20 protein-coding genes and 2 pseudogenes are annotated in these 24,504 nt (G+C 52.7%); 15 read left to right on the top strand and 7 right to left on the bottom strand.

The features are described from left to right. Window positions 1-38 precede the first annotated feature (38 nt). Window positions 39-620: an RNA polymerase sigma factor gene (locus B9T62_RS35095; protein ID WP_087919486.1), complete on the top strand. Its 582-nt coding sequence runs from the start codon at window positions 39-41 to the stop codon at window positions 618-620. Beyond that, window positions 613-1,524: an anti-sigma factor domain-containing protein gene (locus B9T62_RS35100; protein ID WP_087919487.1), complete on the top strand. Its 912-nt coding sequence runs from the start codon at window positions 613-615 to the stop codon at window positions 1,522-1,524. Before B9T62_RS35095 ends, B9T62_RS35100 begins: the two co-directional genes overlap by 8 nt. A 508-nt stretch (window positions 1,525-2,032) precedes the next feature. On the opposite strand, the gene B9T62_RS35105 is transcribed toward B9T62_RS35100, so the two are convergent. Continuing rightward, window positions 2,033-3,298, bottom strand: coding sequence for a BaiN/RdsA family NAD(P)/FAD-dependent oxidoreductase (locus B9T62_RS35105; RefSeq protein WP_087919488.1), 1,266 nt, complete (start codon window positions 3,296-3,298; stop codon window positions 2,033-2,035). Window positions 3,299-3,537: 239 nt separating this feature from the next. On the opposite strand from B9T62_RS35105, the gene B9T62_RS35110 reads away from it, so the two are divergent. From B9T62_RS35110 to nadE, 3 genes are all read left to right on the top strand, one after another. Next, window positions 3,538-5,163 (top strand): two-component system sensor histidine kinase NtrB, encoded by a 1,626-nt coding sequence (locus tag B9T62_RS35110; protein ID WP_087919489.1) that lies wholly within the window; start codon window positions 3,538-3,540, stop codon window positions 5,161-5,163. Between the two features lie 142 nt (window positions 5,164-5,305). Next, the gene (locus B9T62_RS35115) at window positions 5,306-5,740 is read left to right on the top strand and encodes a BrxA/BrxB family bacilliredoxin (RefSeq protein WP_087919490.1); all 435 of its coding nucleotides are present in this window, start codon (window positions 5,306-5,308) and stop codon (window positions 5,738-5,740) included. Between the two features lie 134 nt (window positions 5,741-5,874). After that, on the top strand, window positions 5,875-6,684 hold the full coding sequence (nadE, locus tag B9T62_RS35120; RefSeq protein ID WP_087919491.1) for an ammonia-dependent NAD(+) synthetase: 810 nt from the start codon (window positions 5,875-5,877) through the stop codon (window positions 6,682-6,684). A gap of 134 nt (window positions 6,685-6,818) precedes the next feature. On the opposite strand, the gene B9T62_RS35125 is transcribed toward nadE, so the two are convergent. Next, on the bottom strand, window positions 6,819-7,640 hold the full coding sequence (locus tag B9T62_RS35125) for an alpha/beta hydrolase family protein (protein ID WP_087919492.1): 822 nt from the start codon (window positions 7,638-7,640) through the stop codon (window positions 6,819-6,821). Between the two features lie 274 nt (window positions 7,641-7,914). Here B9T62_RS35125 and acpS point away from each other — a divergent pair, with 274 nt between their 5' ends. Both acpS and mutY read left to right on the top strand, forming a co-directional pair. Then, window positions 7,915-8,313: a holo-ACP synthase gene (gene acpS / locus B9T62_RS35130; protein ID WP_087919493.1), complete on the top strand. Its 399-nt coding sequence runs from the start codon at window positions 7,915-7,917 to the stop codon at window positions 8,311-8,313. A gap of 69 nt (window positions 8,314-8,382) precedes the next feature. After that, complete coding sequence (mutY, locus tag B9T62_RS35135) at window positions 8,383-9,765, top strand: A/G-specific adenine glycosylase (RefSeq protein WP_087919494.1); 1,383 nt, start codon at window positions 8,383-8,385, stop codon at window positions 9,763-9,765. Window positions 9,766-10,783: 1,018 nt separating this feature from the next. On the opposite strand, the gene B9T62_RS35140 is transcribed toward mutY, so the two are convergent. From B9T62_RS35140 to B9T62_RS35150, 3 genes are all read right to left on the bottom strand, one after another. Further along, window positions 10,784-11,833 carry a linear amide C-N hydrolase gene (locus tag B9T62_RS35140; RefSeq protein WP_087919495.1) on the bottom strand — a complete coding sequence of 350 codons (1,050 nt, stop codon included), beginning with the start codon at window positions 11,831-11,833 and terminating at the stop codon, window positions 10,784-10,786. Next, window positions 11,830-12,324, bottom strand: a complete 495-nt coding sequence (locus tag B9T62_RS35145; protein WP_087919496.1) for a helix-turn-helix domain-containing protein — start codon at window positions 12,322-12,324, stop codon at window positions 11,830-11,832. The genes B9T62_RS35140 and B9T62_RS35145 overlap by 4 nt, the downstream gene beginning before the upstream one ends. A 146-nt stretch (window positions 12,325-12,470) precedes the next feature. Next, entirely contained in the window at window positions 12,471-13,079 is a 609-nt protein-coding gene (locus tag B9T62_RS35150) for a superoxide dismutase (RefSeq protein ID WP_087919497.1), read from the bottom strand. 542 nt (window positions 13,080-13,621) lie between these two features. Between B9T62_RS35150 and B9T62_RS35155 the strand changes: the two genes are divergently transcribed. The 5 genes and pseudogenes from B9T62_RS35155 to folE all read left to right on the top strand — a co-directional run bounded on the left by B9T62_RS35155 (window position 13,622) and on the right by folE (window position 17,085). Beyond that, on the top strand, window positions 13,622-14,041 hold the full coding sequence (locus tag B9T62_RS35155; protein WP_087919498.1) for a GNAT family N-acetyltransferase: 420 nt from the start codon (window positions 13,622-13,624) through the stop codon (window positions 14,039-14,041). A 195-nt stretch (window positions 14,042-14,236) separates the two neighbouring features. Next, a complete protein-coding gene (lepB, locus tag B9T62_RS35160; protein WP_087919499.1) occupies window positions 14,237-14,854 on the top strand; it encodes a signal peptidase I in 618 nt (205 codons plus the stop codon). A 24-nt stretch (window positions 14,855-14,878) separates the two neighbouring features. Continuing rightward, a pseudogene (gene queG, locus B9T62_RS35165) lies at window positions 14,879-15,965 on the top strand (tRNA epoxyqueuosine(34) reductase QueG); the annotation flags it as partial. A gap of 217 nt (window positions 15,966-16,182) precedes the next feature. Further along, window positions 16,183-16,437 (top strand): YneF family protein, encoded by a 255-nt coding sequence (locus B9T62_RS35170; RefSeq protein ID WP_087919501.1) that lies wholly within the window; start codon window positions 16,183-16,185, stop codon window positions 16,435-16,437. A 54-nt stretch (window positions 16,438-16,491) separates the two neighbouring features. Then, complete coding sequence (gene folE, locus B9T62_RS35175) at window positions 16,492-17,085, top strand: GTP cyclohydrolase I FolE (RefSeq protein WP_087919502.1); 594 nt, start codon at window positions 16,492-16,494, stop codon at window positions 17,083-17,085. A 167-nt stretch (window positions 17,086-17,252) separates the two neighbouring features. Here folE and B9T62_RS35180 read toward each other — a convergent pair whose 3' ends face one another. Next, window positions 17,253-18,440, bottom strand: a complete 1,188-nt coding sequence (locus tag B9T62_RS35180) for a Fe-Mn family superoxide dismutase (RefSeq protein ID WP_087919503.1) — start codon at window positions 18,438-18,440, stop codon at window positions 17,253-17,255. Window positions 18,441-18,518: 78 nt separating this feature from the next. After that, window positions 18,519-19,556: an alpha/beta hydrolase gene (locus B9T62_RS35185; RefSeq protein WP_087919504.1), complete on the bottom strand. Its 1,038-nt coding sequence runs from the start codon at window positions 19,554-19,556 to the stop codon at window positions 18,519-18,521. A gap of 269 nt (window positions 19,557-19,825) precedes the next feature. Here B9T62_RS35185 and B9T62_RS35190 point away from each other — a divergent pair, with 269 nt between their 5' ends. The 3 genes and pseudogenes from B9T62_RS35190 (at window position 19,826) to ltrA (B9T62_RS35205) (ending at window position 24,258) form a co-directional block, all read left to right on the top strand. After that, window positions 19,826-20,569 carry an IclR family transcriptional regulator gene (locus B9T62_RS35190; protein WP_087919505.1) on the top strand — a complete coding sequence of 248 codons (744 nt, stop codon included), beginning with the start codon at window positions 19,826-19,828 and terminating at the stop codon, window positions 20,567-20,569. A gap of 645 nt (window positions 20,570-21,214) precedes the next feature. Continuing rightward, window positions 21,215-22,476 (top strand): annotated as a pseudogene (ltrA, locus tag B9T62_RS35200) (group II intron reverse transcriptase/maturase). A gap of 543 nt (window positions 22,477-23,019) precedes the next feature. Next, window positions 23,020-24,258, top strand: coding sequence for a group II intron reverse transcriptase/maturase (gene ltrA / locus B9T62_RS35205; RefSeq protein ID WP_087913485.1), 1,239 nt, complete (start codon window positions 23,020-23,022; stop codon window positions 24,256-24,258). Window positions 24,259-24,504 lie beyond the last annotated feature (246 nt).

Genomic DNA, 24,504 nt, shown 5'->3' on the forward strand with positions numbered 1-24,504 from the left:
GGTTAATATAGAGGGAGAATATCGAGAGGGGTTCCCTTATGACAGAAACTCTGGATGACAGAGAGTTAATGAAGCTTGTTGGAGAGAAGGACCCTGCGGCGCTGGAATGGCTCTATGACCGTTATGAGAGAATCGTGTATTCGTTCGCTTTCCGCATTGTACAGGATGCCATGGCAGCCGAAGAGGTGGTGCAGGAGCTGTTCCTGCGGGTATGGACCCACAGTGAGCGGTATGATGAAGCCCAAGGTAAATTAACTACCTGGATGTTCGCGGTCACGCGCAATATCGCCGTCGATATGCTGCGCCGCAAATCGGTGCGGGACCAGGGAATTTCAGTGGAAGATACAACCCTGCATACGATGGCTGACGAGCATGCGGATACAGAGGCTCAGGTTGAGCTAAGAAGCGAAGGGGAACGTATGCGCAAGGTGCTGACCGAGCTGAGCCGGGATCAGCAGCAGGTGATTGATTCCATTTATTACGGAGGCATGACCCAGCAGGAGGTCTCTGAGCGTTATAATATTCCGCTCGGAACGGTGAAGAGCCGTGTGCGGCTTGCTCTGAAGCAAATGAAGAAGCACCTGAGGCTTGAAGGAAGGAGGGAAGGATACGATGGATAACACGGACAAAGAACTGTGTGAATGGGCAGAGATGTATGCGCTCGGCGGTCTGGACGAAGCGGAGAAGCTGCGGTTCGAGCAGCATATGCTGACCTGTGCCGAGTGCCGGGAGCAGGTGCAGGAGCTGAGGGCGATCATTGAGCTGCTGCCGCTCGCCTCAGCCGAAGTCGCCCCTCCTTCAGGCATGAAGAGCCGCGTGCTCGGCCATGTGCTGTCTGCCGGCGGCGCGCCGGGACAGCAAGCGGCACCGGTGGTGGATTCGGCTGCTGGCGGCGGTGCGCCCGGGGCGGGAACTGCAGCCGCTGTGAACAGCAGGCCTTCTCCGGCCCCGGTGCCTGCGCCAAGCACGCCGTCGCCTGCGCCGCGGCCTTATCCGATCTCTGTGAAGAGAGGCAGAAGGCTGCGTACGCTGGCCGCCGGAATTGCGGCAGTCGCGGCGGCATTGGCCATTTATTCCGCGGTGCTGCAGCGGGATATCAGCGGGCTGCGCCAGGAGCTTGCCGCAGTGGCCCAGGAACGGGCCGGACTGCAGCAGCAGCTCGCACTTGCGCAAGCTCCCTCCACCGAGTTGAAGGTTAACGAGGTGGTGCAGCTGGGTCCTGCGGCAGAGGACATTGTAGCCAGCGGCCTGGCGACCATAGTCATCGACGCCAAAGGGACCCATCTGCTGGTCCAGGCCGAGAAGCTGCCGGAACTGACCGGAAGCGAAGCGTACCAGGTCTGGCTGATCAAGGGCGACGTGAAGCAGAGCGCGGGTACGTTCCTGGCCTCGCAAGGAACGGGGGCGATGTATTACACCTTCGACCCGCAAGGGTACGATACCGTGGCTATTACGCTGGAGCCGGATGGGCAGGGCGAACAGCCGCGCGGCAAGCCGATTCTGGTTGCTGCGATCGAAGGATAACTTAGAACCTGTCTGCCTGATTACTTCGTAGATCCAATTAAGCTATAGAATATTGTTCGGATCTTTCGGAGCAAACAGAGGCCAAACTGCAACTACATGTAGCCGGATCGCCAACCTATAAGTGGAATACCTGAGTGCATACTGCTTTCGCAGCTGCGTTATAGGGAATTTCTACCACTAATCAGGTCATTTCGACTCTGAAACGTCATCAACAGACGAATTAGCGGTATATTTTCCCTATAAGCTGGGATTACAGAATATCTACTGGCATCTAACGGTAGTATTTCCCTATCGCCACCTACGTGTTATTACTTGGCTCTCCAATATTCTTGGGAAAGCAGGGCCTATGCAGCCGCTCCGCCGGAGGGCAATCCGGCAGACATTCGCCATATACAACAACAGCGTGACCCGCCGCAAGAGGCAGGTCACGCTGTTTGTTGTGCTGTGGAATTCTAGGGTGCAATCATGAGCGGAGCACCGCGTTTCGCTCATGGATTAGCAAGCAGCATCAAGTCAAGGCTGCCGCTGCGGCGTGGATTCCAGCCGAGTGGCCTGTTGTAAAGGCTGCCGTAATATTATAGCCGCCGGTATAGCCGTGGATATCAAGCACTTCGCCGCAGAAGAACAGCCCCTTCATCAGCTTGGATTCCATCGTTTTGGGGTCAACCTCTTTCAGATTTACGCCCCCGCCGGTCACAAAGGCCTGTTCAATCGACAAGGTGCCGTTCACCTCAATCGGAAAAGCCTTCAGCAGCTTCGCCAGGCTCAGCCAAGCCTGCTTGGGAATATTATGGAAGGTGATGTCCTCATTCAGCTCGGCTTTGCTGAGCAGCAACGGGATCAAACGGTCGGGAAGCTGGGCCTTCAGCACATTTTTGATTGCTTTTCTGGCATCCTGTTTGGCCAGCTCCCAGGTTTCGCTGTACAGCTCCTCTGCAGTCTTGCCCGGAAAGAGATCGAGGGTAAGAGTCACAGAAGGGACAGCAAACTGCTTCAGGGCTTTGACCACGTACTGGCTGCAGCGCAGTGCAACGGGACCTGAGAGACCGAAATGGGTAAAAAGCATATCTCCTTCATGCTCAATCAGCTTCTTGCCTTTCGGATTCCACACAGACAGGCTGATATTGCGCATAGACAACCCCTGAAGCTCCTTGCTTCTGATGTAATCCTCACCGGAGGTCAGCGGAACCTCGGTGGGGTACAGCTCTGTAATAGTATGCCCCGCAGCTTCCGCCCAAGGGTACCCATCTCCCTGGGAGCCGGTCTGCGGCACCGATTTGCCGCCGACAGCAATGATGACGGAATGGCTGCTTACGACCTCGCCGGATCTCAGAATAACCCCGCAGGCCTGTCCGCCTTCGAACAGCACTTCCCGCACAGGGCTGTCTACTTTGATATGAACGCCTTGGGAGCGGATCTTTCCGACCAGCGCGTCGACAACGGTTTTGGCCTTGTCCGAGACCGGAAACATCCGGCCGTTATCCTCTTCCTTCAGGCGGATGCCCATCGATTCGAAGAACTCGACAATATCCTTGTTGCTGAACGCTGCCAGTGAGCTGCGCAGGAATCTGCCGTTACCGGGAATGAACTTGATCAGCTCATCAATCTCCTTGGCATTGGTTACATTGCAGCGGCCGCCGCCGGAGATGCCGAGCTTGCGGCCGAGCGTATTGCCCTTATCTATCAGAAGAACTTTGGCCCCGAACTTGCTGGCTGCTACACTGGCCATCAAACCTGAAGAACCTCCTCCGATCACAATTACGTCATACATGATTTATCAAGCTCCTAAAGTGTCTTTAGTCCTAATTGTATAGGCTTGTGGTAGTCCTGTGAAATCTTGCTGATTTCCGTTGTCAGAAAGCGACGGGTGTGATTTAATCTAAGCATGTAAGGAAACTTGTCCAATTTGAGGGTGTGATTGTAATTATTGGAGCAGTTAAGGACATTTTATTGCAGATTTCAATTGCCAGTTGCTTTTTAGTTATTTTTCAATGGTGGCTGGATCAAGGGTACATGACCCGAAGGAACGGGAAATTTCCGGATGATCAGAATTTTCTGCTGATTTCCTGTGCGCTCAGTGTGACTTGCTGCTCCATTTTGTCGACAACCTTATTTGGAGTTGCCTATTTGAATCTGGCGATTCTGCCCGCGTTCATTGGTATATTATACAGCAGCTTTCGTTCTGGTATAAGTCTGGCTGCTTTTTTTCTATTCTGCAATATTCTGTTCTCGGAGCCTGCCGGACTATGCAATCTGGTGCTGAATACCGGGATTGTCTTGTATCCATTATTGTTTGCTCTGGCTAAACCCTTCAAGAATGGGACCCTTATGGAGAAAATCGGGCTGCTGTGGATGGTGCTGCTGCCGGGCATGCTGTTTGTTGGCCTGGTGCCCATACTGGACCGTAACGCCAGGGACTACAAGCTGAATTCCCAAGAAACACTGGTTATTACTGTATATATCTTTTGTACGATTGTGATCGGGGCCCTGTTTATCTACTTCATTGAAACGGCATGGGACAGGCAGCAAGCCAAGGAGCATATGAAGCGGCTCTCGCAGAATTTTCTCTACGAGTCGGAGAAGCTGCAGCAGATTACCGATGTCATGCCGCTCAGTATCTTGTCTCTGGATGACAACGGGACCGTAACCGCGCTTAACGAGTTCATGCTGGAGCTAATCCGCAACCACTACCCTGAAGCAGCCAGGGAGGATATTGTGGGCAAGCCGATCAAGCGGTTCTTCGACCATTCGGTAGATGAACAAGTCGGTCTCCGGCTGCTGGATGACATCGCCCGGATGCAGCGGTATAACGAGAAGGTGACCTTTGAGTCCAGAAGTTATCTGGTCTGCACCGCGCCGCTGGTGCATCAGCGGGAGAATACGGCTGGCGGCATGGTGCTGATTGTTCAGGATTTGACGGAAGAAGAGAAGATGCGCAGCGAGCTGGATAATGTGGAACGGCTCACACTGGTCGGCCAGATGGCTGCCGGGATCACCCATGAGATCCGCAATCCGATGGCCGTAGTGCGGGGTTTCCTGCAACTGATGCGCGAGAAAAGTCCGGATGAGCTGAATTCTTATTATCAGCTGGTAATGGAAGAGCTGGACCGCGCCAACAGCATCATCAATGACTTTCTGTCGCTCGCGCAGAGCCGGGTCTCGCATAAAGAGCGGGTGCCGCTTCACCATATTATTGAAGAGCTGAGCCCGCTGCTATGGGCCGATGCCAATCTGCGCGGCCAAAGCGTGGAGCTGCGGCTTGGCCCTGCGCTGCCGCTGCTTGAGCTGAATGTAAGAGAGATCAAGCAACTGATCCTTAATCTCGGCCGCAACAGCATGGAGGCGATGGGTGCCAAAGGTGTGCTTACACTGGAAACACGCCATACCGCAGACCGGGTGGAGCTGCTGGTCCGGGATACGGGCAGCGGCATTTCTGAGAGCCAGCGGGAGAAACTGTTCACGCCGTTCTTCACTACCAAAAGCCAGGGAACCGGTCTCGGCTTGTCGCTGTGCCTCAGCATTGTGGAGCGGCATGAAGGCAGCATCTCCGTTGAATCCCAGGAGGGCGTGGGCACCTTGTTCACGGTCTCTTTCCCATATGATTCTGAGGAGAATGCACGGTTTGCAGTAGCTGAATGAGAAACCTGGCTGCTCCTATAAACGGGGTCAATACTGGCTGGAGCAGAGTGCCGCTCTCTTGCTTTCACAGAGTATGAATGTATAATAAAGTTAGTAACTGCTGTTATGGAGAAAGCTAAAGTGTAAAGGAGAGTGCAAAGAAATGTCCATGTCATTTAATCAATATATGAAGGATTCCATCCAGCCGATGCGGGATGATCTGACAAGCATCGGATTTCAGGAGCTGATGACTCCCGAAGAGGTGGAAACAACACTTCCAACCGCCAAAGGTACTGCGCTTGTAGTTGTTAATTCTGTCTGCGGCTGTGCTGCCGGCCAATGCCGTCCGGGCGTAGCCCAGGCACTCCAGAATGAAATTACGCCGGACCACCTGTTCACCGTGTTCGCAGGCCAGGAGAAGGAAGCTACAGCGAAAGCGCGTGAATACTTTGCGCCTTATCCGCCGTCTTCACCTTCCATTGCCCTGATGAAGGATGGCGAGCTGGTTCATTTCATCGAGCGCCATGCCGTTGAAGACCGTTCAGCTGCCGAAATCGCCGCTGAGCTGAAGGATGTATTCAACCGTCTGTGCCAGTAACAGCTGCTTGGCTATAAGAATCTCGCGGCAGCCGGTTTCCGGTGGCCTGCGGGATTTTTTGTTAAAAATATAAGAATTTATATGTTGTACGCTATACAAGAATGAATCCATACTGACGAAACGGGGTGCAGCTGGTGAGTATGCAGACTGAGATTATAACGGCATTGGGTGTGAAGCCAACCATCGATGTGGAAGCCGAGGTGCTCAGACGCGTGGATTTCCTGAAGGCCTATGTGCTGGGAGCGGGCGCCAAAGGGCTGCTGATCGCCATCAGCGGCGGGGTGGACAGCGCGGTTGCTGCCGGATTGTGCAAACGGGCGACGGACGAGCTGACTGAGCAGGAAGGCACTGACTATATCACGCTTGGCGTATTCCAGCCTTACGGCGTTCAGGAGGATATTGAGCACAGCTATGAAGTGGCCCGGGCCTTCGAGCTCACACATACGGTGGAGACCAATATTGAGGATGCCGTCAACGAGATGGTGCTGGAGGTTGAGCATGGCTTGAAAGGGCTGGGGCAACACCGTCATATGACTCATCAGGGCAAAGGCAATGTGAAGGCAAGAACACGTATGGTGCTGCAGTATGCGCTCTCCTTCGAGAATAATCTGCTGGTGGTCGGTACGGACCATGCTTCGGAAGCCATTACCGGCTTCTATACCAAGTGGGGCGACGGGGCTGTCGACATCACGCCGCTAAGCTCGCTCAACAAACGTCAGGTGCGGCAGCTGGCCGGCTATCTCGGAGTTCCCGGAGACGTTGTTTCCAAAGCACCGAGTGCAGGCCTCTGGCCGGGACAGACGGATGAGACGGAGCTGGGCATCACCTATGATGACAACAGTGACTACCTGGAGGGCAAGCAGATTGCTGACGAGGCTGCACAGAAGCTGGAATCCTATTATCGCAGAACGGCGCATAAGCGCAATGTGATTCCGGGGATCTGAGGAGCCGAGGCTCTGGGCATTACCGAAGAGTAAGGCCTTGCTTAGAAGGGGCTGAAGCCGCAAACCGCCACGAAGCTGCAAGGGAACTGCAGGCTTCGCGGCGGTTTGTGTGCTTAGGATAAGGGGGCAGGCGCTTACCTTGCTAATATGCCAGTGATGAATTCGCGCGTGGCGGCGATGGCCTGCTCCAGCTGAGGTGTGGTCCCGGCAAAAGGGTGGACGGTGCAGAAGGTATGGTTGCCGCCCGGAATCTGGACCCATTCAATATCAGGGCGGAGGGCGGCCAGCTGCTCTGAGCCGCGGCGCAGATGTGCGCCGTCCTCACTGCCTTGGATGAGGACCACAGGGAAGCTGGCTGTCTTCATTCGCGTCAGAATGTTATACCGCTGCGCTTGGCGTTCCAAATCTTCCAGAATCACGGCATCGAGCGGCATCTGCTGGCCGGTGCGGCCGTTAAGCACATGGGCCCGGCCATGTTCTCTCATCTCCTGCTTCTGCTCAGCCGTGAACAGGTCCAGGCTGGTGATCCCGTTCCAGCTGATCACACCGGCTATATCGGACGGATGATCGAGCGCATAGACGAGAGAGTCGCCAGCGCCTCTGCTGTGTCCGAGCAGGAACAGCGGCAGGCTGCCGTATCTCGGATGCTGGCTGAGGTAGGACAGCAGAATCTCCATGTCTTTCAGCTCGCGCTGATAGGTGTTGCGGGCGAATTTCTCCAGCTCGGTGAAATTCAGCAGGTCTGCACCTACTCCGGCATGGGAGAAATTGAAGCTGATAACCTCGTAGTCCTCGCTGAGTGCGGAGGCGGCATAAGGGAACATGCCCCAATCCTTAAAGCCCTTGTAACCGTGTGCAACGACTATGAGGGCTTTGGCCTGCGTGCGGGCGGGAAAACGGGTACAGCGGAGCACGGAATCTTCTCCGGCAGGAAGTTCGAAATGAGTAGGGTTCATAGGGGGTAGCCCCTTTCTTGTATAATGTCTATAATAAGTAAGGCTTAGCTCAGGATGATACTCCTGGCGTGGGCTGAACTAGACCTCCGTCAGGTTTCCTTCTAAAAATATAAGAATGTATAGGTTTCACGTCATAAATTATCCTTATATTTCTCGCAGAAATGGACGCCGCCCCTTTGCAGAGGACTGTGAAACCGTTTCTTCTTGGATAACAGGATAATCATACCATTATTGAAGCGGTTAGCAATACACGTCATGAGGAGCGTGACAGGATTTGATCTATGGAATTGGGCACGATGTGCTGGAAATTGAGCGGATTACCGAATTGATGGATAGAGGCAGGGCCAAGAAGTTTATGGGCCGTGTACTCACTGCGAGAGAACAGCGGCTGGCCGATAGCAGAGGGGTCAAAGCGGCGGAATTTGTAGCCGGGCGGTTTGCAGCCAAAGAAGCGGTGGTTAAAGCACTGGGCAGCGGTATCGGCAGAGTCGTCGGCTTCCAGGATGTTGAGATTCTGCCTGATGGCAATGGCAAACCGGAAGTCGGTTTGTCAGGCGCTGCCTGGGACAGATTGAACCTGCCGCCTGCCGGATATACCATCCACCTGACCATTACGCACGGGCGTGAGCTGGCGTCGGCTTTTGCCGTGGTGGAACGGCTTGACGGGATATGATTGTAATGAATCAGACTACACTCAGCTTAAGTCTTAAGCTGTGAATATATAGTAGTAAGGAGAGTAAGGATGACCGAACAGAAACAGCAGCAGGATGAGCAAGTGCAACGATTCTTCAGTCATCATCTGCTTGAGTGGTATCATGGTCAGAAACGTGATCTGCCGTGGCGCCGCCACCGCAACCCGTATTACATCTGGATCTCGGAAATTATGCTGCAGCAGACGCGGGTGGATACCGTCATTCCCTATTTCAACCGCTTTATTGACCGTTTTCCTACGGTGGAGGCGCTCGCCGATGCTCCCGAGGAAGAGGTGCTGAAATGCTGGGAGGGGCTTGGCTATTATTCGCGGGCGCGCAATCTCCAGCATGCGGCCAAGCAGGTGAAGGAGCTGTATGGCGGCCAGGTTCCAAACGACCGCGATGCTGTATTTGCGCTCAAGGGTGTAGGTCCGTACACGGCAGGCGCGATCCTCAGTATTGCCTTCAACCAGCCGGAGCCGGCGGTGGACGGCAATGTGATGCGCGTTTTGTCGCGATATTTCCTGCTGGAGGATGATATTGCCAAGGGCTCTACCCGTGTCAAAATGGAGCGCCTGGCCGCCGTGCTGATCCCGGAGGGTGAGGCCTCCCATTTCAACCAGGCGCTGATGGAACTGGGCGCGCTGATCTGCACGCCGAAATCACCGCGCTGTCTGCCCTGCCCGGTGATGGAGCACTGCGCGGCCCGGCTGGCAGGCTGCGAAACCTCGCTGCCTGTCAAGACCAAGGCCAAGCCGCCGCGCCCGGAGGAGCGGCTTGCTGCCCTGGTGGAGGGCCGCGGCGGGCACGCGGGCCGGGTGCTGATCCGGCAGCGGCCATCCAGCGGGCTACTCGCCCGCATGTGGGAGCTGCCGCATTGGCTGGCGCCGCCTGCGGAAGGCGGCGCGCCTGGCGCGCGGCCGCCGGAGGCCGCGGCGCAGGACCGGCTGCGCCGGTCCCTGCGGACGGCCGGGATCTCCGCCCGGCCGGAAGGGCACTGGATGGCTGCTGAGCATACGTTCAGCCATATCGTGTGGACCCTGCAGGTGTATCGCTGCAGGGAAGAGGCGGCTCTGCCGCTGGCGGCGGAGAGCCGCGCGGCTTACGGCGCTGGTGCTGCTGGCGCCGCTGGCGCTGCTGGCGCTGCTGGCGCTGCTGGCGCTGCTGGCGCTGCTGGCTCTGCTGGCGCTGCTGACGCCGCTAACGCGGCGTCTCCATACCTGCATGCCGCAGCAGCCGCTGTGCAGGCGGCAACGGAGCAGGTGGAGATGTTTGCCGACGGCACAGAGACGGCTGAGGAGCGTGGCGCCATACGCTGGATTACCCGAGAGGACATGGCGAATTATGCTTTTCCGAATGTGTTTCTTAAACTGCTTAATCATTACTTCGATGAACAAGAGGAGCTGGCGCGCACCAGTGTGTCTTCCAAGTAGCAGTTGGCCTGTATGGTTGCTGGGATTGTGTGGCGGGGCAGGGCTTCGGCTGAGTGGGCTGGATTGTGTCTATGTCTGCTTCGAGTCGGAACAGCTGAGTGAACCAAAACCTGCAAATCTGCAGGTATTTCTGCCAACTACTGGCCTTTTAGCCTGAATGCCTGCAAATATACATCCTTTAATCGCTTGAAGCCAATTTCAGCTGTAATCACAAAGAAATTCCTGCATTTTCGCAGGAATTTCTTTGTTTTAGGCATGGCGAGTCAGAGAACCTGCATTTTTGCAGGAATTTCATCTAGAACGGGAACTTAAGAATGTTACATTCGGAGTTGGCGAGAAACTCTTATATATCAAGCTGTCCGCCACACCCACACCTTCATTCTTAAGTTCATCTTGTATAGTAACTATTGGCGTCTCAGGACAATCAAGCATCAATGAGTCTTCTTGCAACCGTAACTGACCTGATCTACTGCGGATTAGGTGCACAATTGGTTACTGCTTAGGTCTTTGGGGTGCTGAGAACATCGAAGATTCGGCTCCATGGTGGCTTCCTAAGTTCAAACCATTGATTTAGTTGTGATAGTGCATCTAATTGACGCATTTTTACCATTTTGGAGGGAATAGATGCAAAAAGGCATCTAATTTGGGCTTTGGAGCGTGAGACGAGAGGTTTACTCGAAATTAGTTGCAGAATCGCACTTAAACGCCCGCTAGTCCGTGTTTCGGCTGAAATTAGTTGCACTTTCGCATTTATTTGCTCTGAACGTTCCAGGGCGACCTGCTAAATCTTCGCCGGTTTTAAGTAGTAACCACTTTCGCATCTATTTAATTCGAGCGTTCCAAATGACTTGCTAAATCCCCGTTGGTCTAAAGCAGTAACCACTTTCACATCTATATTTACTCCGCACGCCCAAAGTAACATTCCCAATCCACGCACGGGCCTCAGTGGTGTAGTAACCACATTCGCTATTACTCTTTCAACTGCTTGCCCAATCCGTCTGACTCATTCACACCCTGCTCACTTAGTTTCTTCCAGGTTCTCCGGATAACGCCCGAGAAATTGGATCATTTCCTCGGAGATTTGCCACTGGAAGACGGAGGTCAACAGCGGGTCCTCAAAAAAACCACGGACCGCCCGCAGATTAAACTCCGTGCTGTACGGAACAAACTGCTCCCTCGCTGCGCCAGTCCCCAGCAGCTGAAGATCGGCGGCGTGGGAGGGCTGGCCTGCAGCGAAATCGAAATCGGCAAGACGAAACAGCTTGCGCTGCGGATAACGTGCCGTGCAGGCATGAAGCGTAAGCTGCTGCTGGTCGTAAACGAGACTGAAGACGGTGTCCTCCCGACGCGCCGCCTGGAGCAAGTCGAAGCCGAAGTCGATGGTGTCCTCCCGACGCGCCTGCAACGGGTCGAAGCCGAAGTCGACCACATCCTCATTGGCGGACAAGCTATCCAGCTGCCGGGTGACTTGCAGGATACGCTCCATGGAGTTGCGGGCATAGTCATCCCACTCTGGCCAGGCCGCAGTATCAGCCTGAATTTCCTCTACGGCCTGAAGATAAGGCGTGTTCGCCAGTACAGGCAAGGGCAGCGGCTCACGGTGGACCAGCATATTGCCGTCGACAAATTCTAGGATTGTACAATCACCCGTACGATCGGCGATTACATAATGCAGCTTAGAGGTATTCTGACCGATACGGAGCTGCGAAGCGGCCTGCAGCACCTCTGGCACAGTCCGGCAGGTATCTAGCATGTATTGAATCCACTGCAGCTCGTTCAGGACCGGATGACCGGCCGGATCGGGGTATTCCGTCTGCCACAGTGTGGTCTGCTCCACCACCAGCCCGGCCTCATTCATCCCGCCATTCGGATATTCCTTGCCGACCTGGGTTACGGTAAGACTTCCATAGATTGAGACCCAGGAAGCGGGAGCGGCGGGGGGCATGATTGCAGCGGTTTTGCGTACCCCGCGTTGATTGGAATATACGTAAACTCCTTCATATATTACATCCTGATTCTTGCAGATCATATGATTGCCCTGCAGCTTCAGATGTATAACCGTGCTCATGCTTCCTCCTCCTTCTGCAGCAGCAGCTTCTCCAGCTGTGCGGTGTTCCCGGTCTCCACCTGGTCAAGGAATGCTGCGCAAAGCTTGCCAACAGAGGGTTCACCCAATTCTAGCAGGGCAGTAAATCTATCCACTTGCTGCGCCTGGGCTCTCTCGCGGCGTAAGTGGGCAAGCTTCTCGCGGTAACCGTCCTGATCTGCGCCGTCTTCAGCAGCCTCAAGCTGCTGCTCCAGGACAAGAAGCTGGATATCCAGCTTCAGCTCGGTGGTAAGCTCCCGCAAATAGTGATTGCCGCCGATCAGGAGGTGTGGAGCGATTTTGAAATAATCAGCCAGCAGGCTCAGACGTTCTTCGGGAACCGGACGCCGTTTCTTGACCCAGTCAGAGAACTGCTGTGGTGTAACCCCGAGATCCTTGCATACCTTGGTATAGGAGACCTGATGGACCATTGCCAAATATTGCAGTGTGGTTAGAGCATGAGTGTTATTCATTTGCATCATCCTTTGACATATAATATGTCGATTATAGCATTGACATATTATATGTCAAAGGTAAATTGCCACGCAAAAAAGGGTACCCCCAGCGCTTACGCCAGGTGATACCCTTATATTGTGCATGCAGTTATAGAAAATGTTGCTTATTTGGAGCTTTCGTAGCGTTTGCCAACTTCTGCCCAGTTCACTACATTCCAGAAAGCCTTGATGTACTCAGGGCGTTTGTTCTGGTAGTTGAGATAGTAGGCATGCTCCCATACATCCAGACCAAGAATTGGCGTTGCGCCTTCGCTGATCGGATTATCCTGGTTAGGTGTGCTGGTTACAGCCAGTTTGCCGTCCTTGACAACCAGCCAAGCCCAGCCGCTCCCGAAGCGAGTAGTAGCTGCAGCTGCGAAATCCTCTTTGAATTTATCTAAGCCGCCCAGCTCGCTGTCGATAGCAGCAGCCAAAGCGCCTGTAGGTGCGCCGCCGCCGTCTGGTCCGATAACTTCCCAGAACAGAGTGTGGTTGGCATGTCCGCCGCCATTGTTGCGTACCGCGGTGCGGATTGCTTCAGGAACAGCGTTCAGGTCGGTAAGCAGCTCTTCAATGCTTTTGTTCTGCAGTTCAGGTGCCTTTTCCAGAGCAGCGTTCAGGTTCGTCACATAAGTATTATGGTGTCTGTCATGATGAATCTCCATCGTCAGAGCGTCGATATGCGGTTCGAGTGCGTTGTTCGAATAAGGAAGTGCCGGTAATTGAAATGCCATTGGAAAAATCCCTCCTGAGTTTTGATGTTATAGTGTAATTAACCCATATGCTACTTCTATTAAACCGTATCTGGAAACATAATGCAACACTAAACAAACAATATTGTTTACAAAGTCTGCCGCAGTGCCAATTACCTGTCCGAAGCCTTTGTCTGAATGCAAGATATAAAATTCCGCAGTTTACAATAATTTATACTGTCTTTAATCCGTTATTTACATATCTGTGTAACATTTAATAATGTAAACGCTTAATATCAAGCGCTTTCAAAAGAAAAATGGTGATATCGCGAGAAAAGTGTGTTTTAATAGATTTAAAAGCAGGTATTCCTCGATTTTTGCGGATTAAAGAACTTTTTTATCTGTTCAGCCCAAACTGAACATTTCTTTAATTACAATACTATCGTCATATTTTAACCGTTTCGGCGATCTCTTCGAAATGATATCCACAGCTGCTTTAAGTATGTTTTTTCTCTTTCCAAAGTGTTATGGGAACTCCTTCTTTTTGTAAAACTCTAAGCCATAGAAAAGGGAGATTGTAAAGAATGCACGTACGTTCCTTTCAATTAAGCGACGTTAGCCCTGTGACTGAACTGCTGCAGACCGCATTATCGGAAGAATGTTTCGAGAATACCATCGAGCCTTTCTCCAGGCAGCTCTCATGGGATTCGGATCTCATTGTAGTTGCTGAGGATGAAGGAGAGCTTGTTGGTGCAATCATTGGCACGATCGAGAAGAATCACGGCTGTTATTTCCGCGTCGCCGTCCATCCTGATTACCGCCGCAGAGGGATAGGCAGAAGTCTTGTTACAGCTATGGAACACAAATTCCAGGCCCGTAAGGTCAGCGGTATTTTTGTAGCCGTTGATGAGCACAACTCCTTCGCATTGCCGCTGTATGAAGCGATGGGCTATAACGAGAACCAGATTTTCAAATCCGTTCGCAAGCTAAGCATTGTAGGCTGAACCGGTATTCATTCTCCGGCAGTGCGTAAGCGGAAACATTTTCATACAGAGAACTATAGCGACTGCATAGTCTGTTCCATTATACTGAAGCATATCTTTCCGCGTCCATTGCAAATGGCCGGGAGATATGCTTTTCTATTGTTATATGTTCTGATTACGCACGCGAAGTTTATTAACAAGGCGAGAGGGTGACCTATGAGCCAGGGGCTTGAACCGTTATCCATGCGCAGCCGTAAGCACAGATACAGATCTGCCACACACAGAGCCTCCAGGTCTGCTTGGGGACCGAGATGGGTCAGGGAGCTGAAGGATTGGCTGATCACCGGAGCTGTGGTTTTTGTGGTGATGTCGCTGCTTAATATGTTTGTGTTTAATCTATCAACGGTAATCGGCCAGTCGATGCAGCCTACTTTATGGGAAGGGGAGCGTCTCTTCATCAACAAAATCACACTTTCCTTCTCTACGCCCGAACGCGGCGATGTGATTGTGCTGCATGATCCAAGTACCGGACCGGACCAGAAGGAATATCTGGTGAAACGGGTAGTCGGTCTGCCTGGCGACACGGTTGAAGTGCGCGAGCATCAGCTGGTTGTGAATGGTGCGCCGGTGGTGGAGCCGTACATTGATACAGAGATCGAAGATCCTGATTTTGGCGAATTGACTGTGGAGCAGGGACGTTATTTCGTGATGGGCGATAACCGCCGCGCGGGAGCAAGCAAGGACAGCCGCTATTTCGGGGCGGTGCCGGAGGATATTATCGTTGGGATCGCTTCCTATATTTGGTGGCCGCTGTCCAAGTTGAGTTCTCTATAATGTAGGAAGAGGAGGAAGGCGGAAATGAACAATTATAATCAGTCAGCATATGCAGCTCCGCCTTCGCAATGGACTAAGCTTAAGGCGGAGCTGCAGGAGGCAGCATCATCCCTTGGGATTGACAGTATCGGATTTGCTACGGCAGAGCCGTTTCTATATTTGAAAAGCATTCTGCAGCAGCACCGGGACAACGGGTATGAATCCGGCTTTGAAGAGCCAGACTTGAACAAAAGAACGGTTCCGGCCTTGCCGAACGGGGAACAGCCGTTGTCCATTATTGCCATTGCTGTAGCGTATCCCTCCAAGCTTGTGGACCCGCCCAAGTCGGAGCCTGGGGCAAGGCGGGGGATCCTTGCCCGCGCTTCCTGGGGCCAGGATTATCATCATGTGCTGCGCGAAGCGCTGATGAAGCTGGAGACCTATATCCGCGAGCGTGTACCCGGAGCTGTGCTGGAGAGCATGGTCGATACCGGCGTGCTGGTGGACCGGGCGGTTGCCGAACGGGCGGGCATCGGCTTCAGCGCCAAGAACTGCGCCGTGATCTCCCCGCAGTGGGGCTCTTGGATCTATTTGGGCGAAATGGTCACCAACCTTCCGTTCCCTCCCGATGTTCCCGTCGAAGAAGGCTGCGGAGACTGCACGAAATGTATTGATGCTTGCCCTACCGGCGCACTAGTAGGTCCCGGACAGCTGAATGCACAGGCTTGTATTTCTTATCTGACGCAGACCAAAGGCTTCCTCAGCGAGGAGCATATGACGAAGATCGGCAACCGGCTCTACGGCTGCGATACGTGCCAGGTGGTCTGTCCGCACAACCGGGGCAAGAACTGGGATCACCGTCCCCAGCTGCTGCCTGATCCGGAGATCGTGAAGCCGCTGCTGCTGCCGATGCTTGATCTAAGCAACCGCGAATTCAAGGAACAGTTCGGCAGCAGCTCGGCAGCCTGGAGAGGCAAGAAGCCATTGCAGCGCAATGCGGTGATTGCCCTTGGGAATTTCAAGGATAAGACTGCTGTGCCCAAGCTGACCGAGGTGCTGCTTAAGGATATCCGGCCGGAAATGCGTGGCACAGCTGCCTGGGCACTGGGACGCATTGGCGGCAGTGATGCGCTGAGTGCGGTGAGACAGGCTATCCAGCATGAGGAGGACCCGGAGGTCTGCGCAATGCTGGAGCGGGCAGAGCAAGTGCTCCTGGGAGGGGCCGAAGCACAGGAAGATTGAGCGATGGCTATGAAACTAAATCCAATTGCTGTCCAGTTCTTGAAATGCTATGATAGATTCGCGCGCCCTTGGCGTTGTAGACAATAGAGTGCAGAGGTGGATTCTAGATGAATATTGCATTACCCATTATTACTCTGGTTGTTGGTCTGATCGGCGGCTTTTTTATTGGTGTATATTATCTGCGCAGACAGATGACTAGCATGCAGAATGATCCTGAAATGCTGCAGAAGGTTGCCAAGCAAATGGGATACAACCTTAACGGCAAGCAAATGCAGCGTGCCCAGCAGATGATGAAGAACAATCCTCAACAGCCTGGACGCGCACCGGCGGCAGCCAAAGGAAATAAACGCAAGAGTAAGTAATTGCCGAATCAGGCAGAATAAGAGAACTTGTTGTTTTTGGAAGGGGGAGGCTTCATGGGGGGAATCAAGGAATATATCAACGGCAAGGTTGCCGGCAACCGGGAACAGATTGAATATCACGTTTCCAAAATACTGGAATTGATTGGTGAGGATACAAGGCGCGAGGGATTGCTGGAGACGCCGGCACGTGTTACGCGGATGTATGAGGAGATATTTGGCGGCTATTCAGTGGATCCCCGGGAGGCGCTCGGTGTAACTTTTGATGAGTCTCATGAAGAGCTGGTGATCGTTAAGGATATTGTTTATTATAGCCAGTGCGAGCACCATATGGCCCCTTTCTTCGGTAAAGTGCATATCGGTTATATTCCGAGTGGACGCATTGCCGGACTGAGCAAGCTGGCCCGTCTGGTGGAAGCGGTCAGCCGGCGGCTGCAGGTGCAGGAGCGGATCACGGCGCAGATCGCCGACATTATGACGGAAGTGCTGAACCCACACGGTGTAATTGTCGTGGTAGAAGGCGAACATCTCTGTATGTGTGCCCGTGGTGTGAAGAAGCCGGGAAGCAAGACGGTAACCATGGCATCCCGGGGAAGTTTCCGTGAAGATGCTGCTGCCCGTGCTGAATTCCTGTCCTTGATCAAAGAATAGAGCAAGAACCATAGTATGGGAAGATAAATAGAACCCGGCTCAGGTGAGCCGGGTTCTTCTAGTGTGCAACATGTATAATGCGGTTCAGCAACTCCTGAAGCTGCATGTACATATCTAAACAGGCCTGAACAAGCGGCCTAGTATAACCTGCGGCTGCCGCTCTGTTCTTAGTAGGGCTGCCAGGCCAGCTTGCTCGCGGCAGCATATCGTTCGGACACCTGCCGCCAGTTGACCACCTTCCACCAATCCTTGATGTAATCGCCGCGTTTGTTCTGGTGCTTGAGGTAATAGGCATGCTCCCATACATCCAGGGCAAGCAGCGGGATTACATCCCACTGGGACAGGTTCTGATGTTTCTCCGCAGTCAGAATCTCGAGTCTGCGGCTGCGTGGGCTCCAGACCAGGATGGCCCAGCCGCCGCCTTCCACCTTCTCCGCCGCTTCGCTGAACTGGCGTTTGAAGGCGTCGAAGCTGCCGAAGCTGCGCCCAATCTCTGCCAGCAGCGCTCCTGTGGGCCGCCCGCCGCCCTGTGGGGACATGATTGTCCAGAAGAGCGTGTGCAGGTAATGCCCGGCTCCGTGGAAGGCCAGCTCACGTTCCCAATGCTTAACGAGGTCGAAGTCGCCGCTTGTTCGGGCGTCTGCAAGCTTCAGCTCAGCCTTGTTGAGGCCATCTACATAACTCTTGTGGTGGATGTCATGGTGGATACGCATCGTCTTCTCGTCGATATATGGCTCCAGCGCATTATAGGCATAAGGCAGTGGGGGAAGGGTATGTCCGCCTATGGGTACCGAACCGGGCTCACGCACACTGGAGGAAGGGGCCGCTGCCGTTGATACGGAAGCAGGCTGCAGTGAGCTTTTCTGGGCTGTCGGTTGGTCACCGGCAGGCTGCGGCAGCTCGCTGTCGCTTCTCATAGCGCGGGACAGCTGGCCTGCCTGGCTAAGGGATTCCAGCATCGCGAGGAAATACTGGCTTTCGCGGATGAAATGCAGCAGTACCACACTGGATAGAGGCTGGGCGTTTACTGCCGGACTGCTCTCCATCATGGCGTACAGCTGGCGGATGAATTCATGGGACTGGGTACAGGCGATGTAGATCAGCTGCTCCGTTTCAGGAATAAGGTGAGAGGAACCGGGGGGGACCGGGGCAACCGCCGATTCCAGCAGCTGCGCCGCTGCCTGCGAGGTGGCGGCAAACACTGCGGCCCACTCATTCAGCAGCTTCACATAAGGCTCCTCCAACTGCGGGATCAGCGCCTTGATGACCACGGTATGCTCTTTCTCCTGGTTCTTCCAGAATACAATTTCCTCCAGAATGCGCGCAGGCATCATTGGACCGTATACATATAGCATTTTACATACAAACCTCCCGTCATAAGTCTTCAGGCGGTTCATTATATGAACGGCTGGAGCATCTTATGACGGGAGGAGTTATTGGCCGGCTGCGATAGGCGGGTTATTCTGCCCTTCTACCGCCAGCTGCACATTGCCCAGAAAAGCGGAAACACGGCGCAGATACTCGCGGGGATGCTCACGGAACAGCAGCTCATGATGGCTGTCTTCAATAATCCAGGATTCCGAAAAAGGATTAGTCTGGTTGGCCGCCAGTTCCTCAGCAATCGGATAAGGTGCCTTGTCATCCTTTGTTCCGTGCATAAACAGAATCGGGAATGGATAATCCTTGGCCTTCACCTTGGCATAAGGGATCTGGTTCAGCCCTGTGCCATTCAGCACGGGGAATAGCAGCTCCATGATCTCCAGCGACGGCTGGCGGGGCAGATTTATGTTCTGCTTAATGTTGTGGTAGAGAGTATCCGGCTCCAGCAAAAAGGTGCTGTCCAGAATCATGGCATCCACATCCTCTGTCACGAGGCCGGCCTGAAGTGCGGTGCCCGCCCCCATGGAGAACCCCCAGACGACGATTTCTCTCGCGCCGCGTTCCTTGGCCAGCTGGATGGCGCCCAGCAGCTGCTGGGATTCTTTTTTGCCTCCTGTGGCGATGTCCTTGTTGCTCTGGGATGCGAAGCCATAGTCGAACATGACGACATTGAAGTTGAGACGGTGGGCGTAATGGGCCAGGTCATACATCGGCACCCAGGACTCCTCCCGGTTCGCGCCGTAGCCATGGCTGAAGACGATGGTCTTGGAAGACCCCTTAGCCGGGATATACCAGCCTTTCATGTCGCGGCTTCCGTCCAGCGCGGGAAAGGTAATTTCCTCATAATTCAGCCCTTTGGACAGCGAGGGATTGGAATACAGCGGAGCAACGGTGGGGTTGGAGAGCACCCAGGCGATGTATCCATGCAGGAAGATGAAGCAGAAGACGAAGAAGAAGAAGACTGATAGCAGCAGTGCTACGATAACATGCTTAAGACGGATCATCCGCAAGGATAGCGGTGTCGCTGTTCCGGATTGATGTTTCTCGGACTGGCGGGAGACCGGCGTGCCGGTGTTAGTAGCCAAGTTCATGAGGTCCCCTCCTAAAAATCGGAAATATGCTTATTATAAAAACTGAAGTTGAATGATGAACTTGAGAACGATCTACATTAATCGTAGGGTCATCCCCTTACAAAGTCAATGAATTAGCCGCTTTTGTAATGTAACTGTAAACTGGCTCCCAGCCTTTTCCGGTTTGATGATAATACTGGACTTTCGGCAAGATGTTCAAGTAAAATAGAATAGATATAGTTAATAATGTAACCGCGTTTCATTTGATGAAACACTAAGGGGAGAATGGGATGGAAGACCGCAAGCTGACCGTACGCGCCGTGGAACGTGCGCTTGATATATTGCTTTGTTTTACGCAGGAGCGGGATTTGGGGCTTACGGAGATTGCTTCCAGAATTGATCTGCACAAAAGCACGGTACATCGGCTGCTGACAACACTGGAGGAGAGAGGGTTCTTGCTGCGTAATCCAGCTACCGAGAAATACCGGCTGGGCATCCGCATCTGGGAGCTGTCGACTCATCTGCCGGCCTTCGACGAGCCGGCGGCACTGCTGCTGCCGGCGATGGAGCGGCTGCGCGACCGGCTGGGCGAGACGGTCAGCCTCTATCTGCGCGACGGCATAGAGCGCGTGCGCATCCAGGCGGTGCAGAGCCAGCAGGCGATCCGGCGGGTCGCCCAGATCGGTGCGCGGCTGCCGCTGTCCGTAGGTGCGTCCAGCAAGGTGCTGGCGGCGTATGCGCCGCCGGAGGCGCTGAGCCAGCTGCTGGAGAGCCCGTCCTGGCCGGATGCAGTGGACCGCGGCCAATACCGCGAGCAGCTGCTGGAGATCATCCGCCAGGGCTATGCCACCAGCTTCGAGGAGCGTGAGCCGGGGGCGGCAGCGGTAGCTGTCCCGGTCACGGGCCGCAGCGGCCATGTTGTAGCCGCGTTGTCGCTCTCTGGGCCAGTCAACCGGCTCTCCCGGGAGACGCTGGTTGACTACGCCGCTGTGCTGAGCGAGGCCGCTGCCGAAATGGGTATGATGCTGCCCTGATTGTCCGGGCAGACTGTGGCAAGTCTTCGGGCTATTAGTTGATTGAGAAAGAGGCGGTCCTGCCCTGCGGGAGCGCCTCTTATGTGCGCCCAGCATGGGCGCTATCTATAGGGTGAAAGTCCCGAATGGTGAAGGCAGTAGTAGCCATTAGCTTAAGACAAGGGTGTCCACCGTGAGGTGGAATCTGAAGGAAGTCGGCGGCAAACCTCCGGTTCGAGGAACACGAATCTCATATCAGGCTAACGTTCATTGGATGAGACTGCATAACAAGTTAAAGTCCTTACTGCCGAAGATGAACGGAAGTAAATGAGGCGAATAGATGGAGGGAAAGATAGCGTTCTTACCTGGGGAGATCTGTGCGAAACACGAAGACAACTTTGTAACCCTGTTCGTGAGGACAGGCTGAACGCACAGAAGTCAGCAGACGTCATAGTACGCAAGCTGTTGCAATAGCTGCGGAAGGACCGAACATGAAATAGGTATTTGTACATCCAGGCGTTCAAGATGAGTAATGAAAGCAGAATATCCGAAAGGAACTGACTGAAGAAGGAAGCGGTGAATTCCGTGTGGGGCTTCGGCAGGGCAGAATTCATCTCTGGCACAAGAGGAAAGTACAAATCACGTAAAGAGAGGTATATAAAAAAAATGTTGGAGCAGTTACTGTCACGGGAAAATCTTCTACAAGCGTTAAAGCGTGTGGAAGCCAATAAAGGAAGCCATGGCGTAGATGGGATGTCCGTAAAATCCTTACGAGAACACATCGTACACAACTGGCAATCCTTACGGCAAGCGATAGAAGAAGGAACCTACCAACCTAGTCCCGTGCGTCGGGTCGAAATCCCGAAACCGAATGGCGGAGGTGTCAGGAAGTTAGGAATCCCTACCGTGACCGACCGAATGCTACAGCAAGCCATCGCCCAGGTGTTAACCCCATTGTTCGATCCACAGTTTTCCGAGCACAGTTATGGATTTCGCCCCAAAAGGCGGGGACATGATGCCGTAAGGGAAGCAAGAGGATTCATGAAAGAAGGATACCGATTTGTAGTCGACCTGGACTTGGAGAAATTCTTTGATCGCGTCAACCATGACCGTCTAATGCTGAAGATTTCGGAGAAAGTGAAGGACAAGAAAGTCCTTTTACTTATTCGTAAATACCTTCAATCGGGCGTGATGGAGAACGGGTTAGTTCAACCGACACTAGAAGGAGCACCGCAAGGGGGTCCTTTGAGTCCGTTATTATCTAATATTGTACTGGACGAGTTGGACAAGGAATTAGAGCAACGTGGACACCACTTCGTCCGCTATGCGGATGACTGTAATATCTACGTGAAAACGCCAAGAGCAGGCGAACGAGTCAAGGCATCCGTCACCCGATTCATCGAGACAAGGTTAAACTCAAGGTGAACCAAGGAAAGAGTGCAGTAGACCGACCCTGGAAACGGAAATTTCTTGGGTTTAGTTTTAGTGTGGACAAAGAGCCGAAGGTGAGAATTGCGAAGCAGTCCTTACAGAAAGCGAAGGTCAGAATTCGAGAGATCACGTCTCGAAAGAAACCGATGAAGATGGAAGAGCGAATCAAGGAACTAAACCAATACCTAATGGGATGGTGCGGGTACTTCTCGCTAGCGGATACACCAAGTGTTCTTCAAGACATGGATAAATGGGTACGAAGAAGGCTACGAATGTGCCTTTGGAAGCAATGGAAGAACCCGAGAACCAAAGTCAAAAGGCTACTATCCTTAGGCATGCCTAAGAATAAAGCCTATGAATGGGGAAATACCCGAAAAGGGTATTGGCGAATAGCAGGAAGTCCAATTTTGTCACGAGCATTGAATAACCAATACTGGGAATCCAATGGACTCAAGAGCTTATTGGACAGATACAACTCACTACGGAATATTTCATGAACCGCCGTATACCGAACGGTACGTACGGTGGTGGTGTGCTGTGAAAGTTGCGTCAGAGATGAGGAAGGCCCCTCGACGGGGATCGAGTCAGGCGAACCCGTCAAACAACCCTAAGCTGCTGCAATTAAGAGTTGTGGTAGTGAGCGTCTAGGGAAAAGGTTGCCACAAGCAATCATGTGGGATATGCAAAGATGAACGAAAGTGAACTGCCGATGAAGTATCGATAACGTAAAGCTTTGTCAAAACCTGTTGTTCACCACTAGACAGGGATAAGAGCAGAAGTAGACCTGAAGGCTGACTGCTCGGCAAACGGTATTAAGGCAGCATGAGTGCATATCAGGCTCTGATGTGAAACACAGGAACCTGCATCACGATAGTAAGTGAAAAGACACAAGTCACAGAAAGACGAGGTCGAAATAGCAAAGCGTGATGCAGGGGCGGAGGTACCCGTAATAGTAATGAAGTTGCTGTAATGGCAATGGAGCGAAGGGGTACCATCATTCAGCTCGAAGCAGAGAACAACTGTTGTAACAGGAGGATTCGATGAAAGAGGGCAAGCCATTTGACATTTCAAAGCAAGTTGTTATGACAGCATTTAAGAGAGTCAAAGCGAATAAGGGAAGCGCAGGGATTGACGGTCTGGACATAAAGGATTTTGAAAAAGACCTCAAAGGAAACTTGTATAAGATCTGGAACAGAATGAGTTCCGGAAGTTATTTCCCTCCACCGGTTAAATTGGTCGAGATTCCAAAGAAATCAGGTGGAACAAGAGGACTCGGCATTCCGACAGTCGGGGATAGAGTGGCCCAAATGGTAGTTAAAATGTATATAGAGCCGCGAGTAGAGGCTATATTCCATACAGACTCTTATGGATACCGTCCAAACAAGTCAGCTATCGATGCAATAGGTCAAGCGAGGAAAAGGTGCTGGAGAAATGATTATGTCTTAGAATTTGACATCAAAGGTCTATTTGACAATATCGATCATGAATTATTAATGCGTGCAGTGCGAAAGCACATAAGCGAATCATGGATACTGATGTATATCGAAAGATGGCTCAACGCACCGTTCATAAATTCAGAAGGTCAATGGATTGAACGCAAAAGCGGAACCCCTCAGGGTGGTGTCATCAGTCCTGTACTTGCGAATCTGTTTATGCATTACGCTTTTGACTTGTGGATGAAACGAACAAATCCAAATGCACCGTTTGAAAGATATGCAGATGATGCCATTATCCACTGCAGAACGCAAGCAGAAGCAGAAGAGATTCTGGAAAAACTCAAGAAACGACTAGAGGAATGCAAGCTTGAATTGCATCCAACGAAAACCAAGATTGTATACTGCAAGGATAAGGACAGAGTGAAGGAGTTTCCAGTCACCGATTTTGAGTTTTTGGGATATACCTTTCGGAGGGTGTTCATAAAAGACAGACTAGGGAGGTTGCAGTTCAACTTCCTACCATCGGTGAGTGTGAAATCAGCCAAAGCATTCAGAGACAAGATAAAAGCGATGCGAATTCATAGCTATACCGGTAGTAAAATTGAAATGATCGCTGAAATGCTATCTCCGATGGTCAGAGGTTGGCTTAACTACTTCACGAAATTCAATCCATCAGCAGTAAAGTATACCATTGACTGTCTAAATCGCAGATTGGTCAAATGGGCAATGTGTAAATACAAGAGGTTCAGGGGACATCGCAGTCGAGCGGAAAAATGGCTGAAAGAACTTGCAAAAAGAGAGCCCAATATGTTTCCACATTGGGCTCTCGGAATGAAACCATAACTGGCTGAATGATAAGAGCCGTATGAATCGAGAGGTTCACGTACGGTTCTGTGAGAGCCTGAAGGTGAAACTCCTTTGGGCTACTCGACTGAGAGGTCGGGGGCTAGCCGCCCCCTCCTACTCGATTAGTTTAGGTGGGCTTAACCGTGGAGGAAAAGAGCGGCCTAGTAAGTCTCTGAACCAACATTCAAACTAACTATGCTCCAACCTATGAATCAGCAACGAACGAACCAATCAGCGAAACAC

Origin of the sequence: Paenibacillus donghaensis (genome assembly GCF_002192415.1) — a bacterium.
In the GTDB taxonomy this organism is placed as follows: Bacteria; Bacillota; Bacilli; order Paenibacillales; family Paenibacillaceae; genus Paenibacillus_AQ; species Paenibacillus_AQ donghaensis.

Bases quoted from the DNA above. Each gene is read 5' to 3' on its own strand.
- B9T62_RS35125 (WP_087919492.1), bottom strand. From the start codon at position 7,640: ATGAACCCTACTCATTTCGAACTTCCTGCCGGAGAAGATTCCGTGCTC.
- B9T62_RS35110 (WP_087919489.1), top strand. From the start codon at position 3,538: ATGACCCGAAGGAACGGGAAATTTCCGGATGATCAGAATTTTCTGCTG.
- B9T62_RS35185 (WP_087919504.1), bottom strand. From the start codon at position 19,556: ATGAACTTGGCTACTAACACCGGCACGCCGGTCTCCCGCCAGTCCGAG.
- B9T62_RS35140 (WP_087919495.1), bottom strand. From the start codon at position 11,833: ATGAGCACGGTTATACATCTGAAGCTGCAGGGCAATCATATGATCTGC.
- B9T62_RS35150 (WP_087919497.1), bottom strand. From the start codon at position 13,079: ATGGCATTTCAATTACCGGCACTTCCTTATTCGAACAACGCACTCGAA.
- mutY (WP_087919494.1), top strand. From the start codon at position 8,383: ATGACCGAACAGAAACAGCAGCAGGATGAGCAAGTGCAACGATTCTTC.
- B9T62_RS35170 (WP_087919501.1), top strand. From the start codon at position 16,183: ATGAATATTGCATTACCCATTATTACTCTGGTTGTTGGTCTGATCGGC.
- B9T62_RS35155 (WP_087919498.1), top strand. From the start codon at position 13,622: ATGCACGTACGTTCCTTTCAATTAAGCGACGTTAGCCCTGTGACTGAA.
- B9T62_RS35145 (WP_087919496.1), bottom strand. From the start codon at position 12,324: ATGAATAACACTCATGCTCTAACCACACTGCAATATTTGGCAATGGTC.
- B9T62_RS35100 (WP_087919487.1), top strand. From the start codon at position 613: ATGGATAACACGGACAAAGAACTGTGTGAATGGGCAGAGATGTATGCG.
- lepB (WP_087919499.1), top strand. From the start codon at position 14,237: ATGAGCCAGGGGCTTGAACCGTTATCCATGCGCAGCCGTAAGCACAGA.
- folE (WP_087919502.1), top strand. From the start codon at position 16,492: ATGGGGGGAATCAAGGAATATATCAACGGCAAGGTTGCCGGCAACCGG.
- B9T62_RS35095 (WP_087919486.1), top strand. From the start codon at position 39: ATGACAGAAACTCTGGATGACAGAGAGTTAATGAAGCTTGTTGGAGAG.
- B9T62_RS35115 (WP_087919490.1), top strand. From the start codon at position 5,306: ATGTCCATGTCATTTAATCAATATATGAAGGATTCCATCCAGCCGATG.
- B9T62_RS35180 (WP_087919503.1), bottom strand. From the start codon at position 18,440: ATGCTATATGTATACGGTCCAATGATGCCTGCGCGCATTCTGGAGGAA.
- ltrA (WP_087913485.1), top strand. From the start codon at position 23,020: ATGAAAGAGGGCAAGCCATTTGACATTTCAAAGCAAGTTGTTATGACA.
- B9T62_RS35190 (WP_087919505.1), top strand. From the start codon at position 19,826: ATGGAAGACCGCAAGCTGACCGTACGCGCCGTGGAACGTGCGCTTGAT.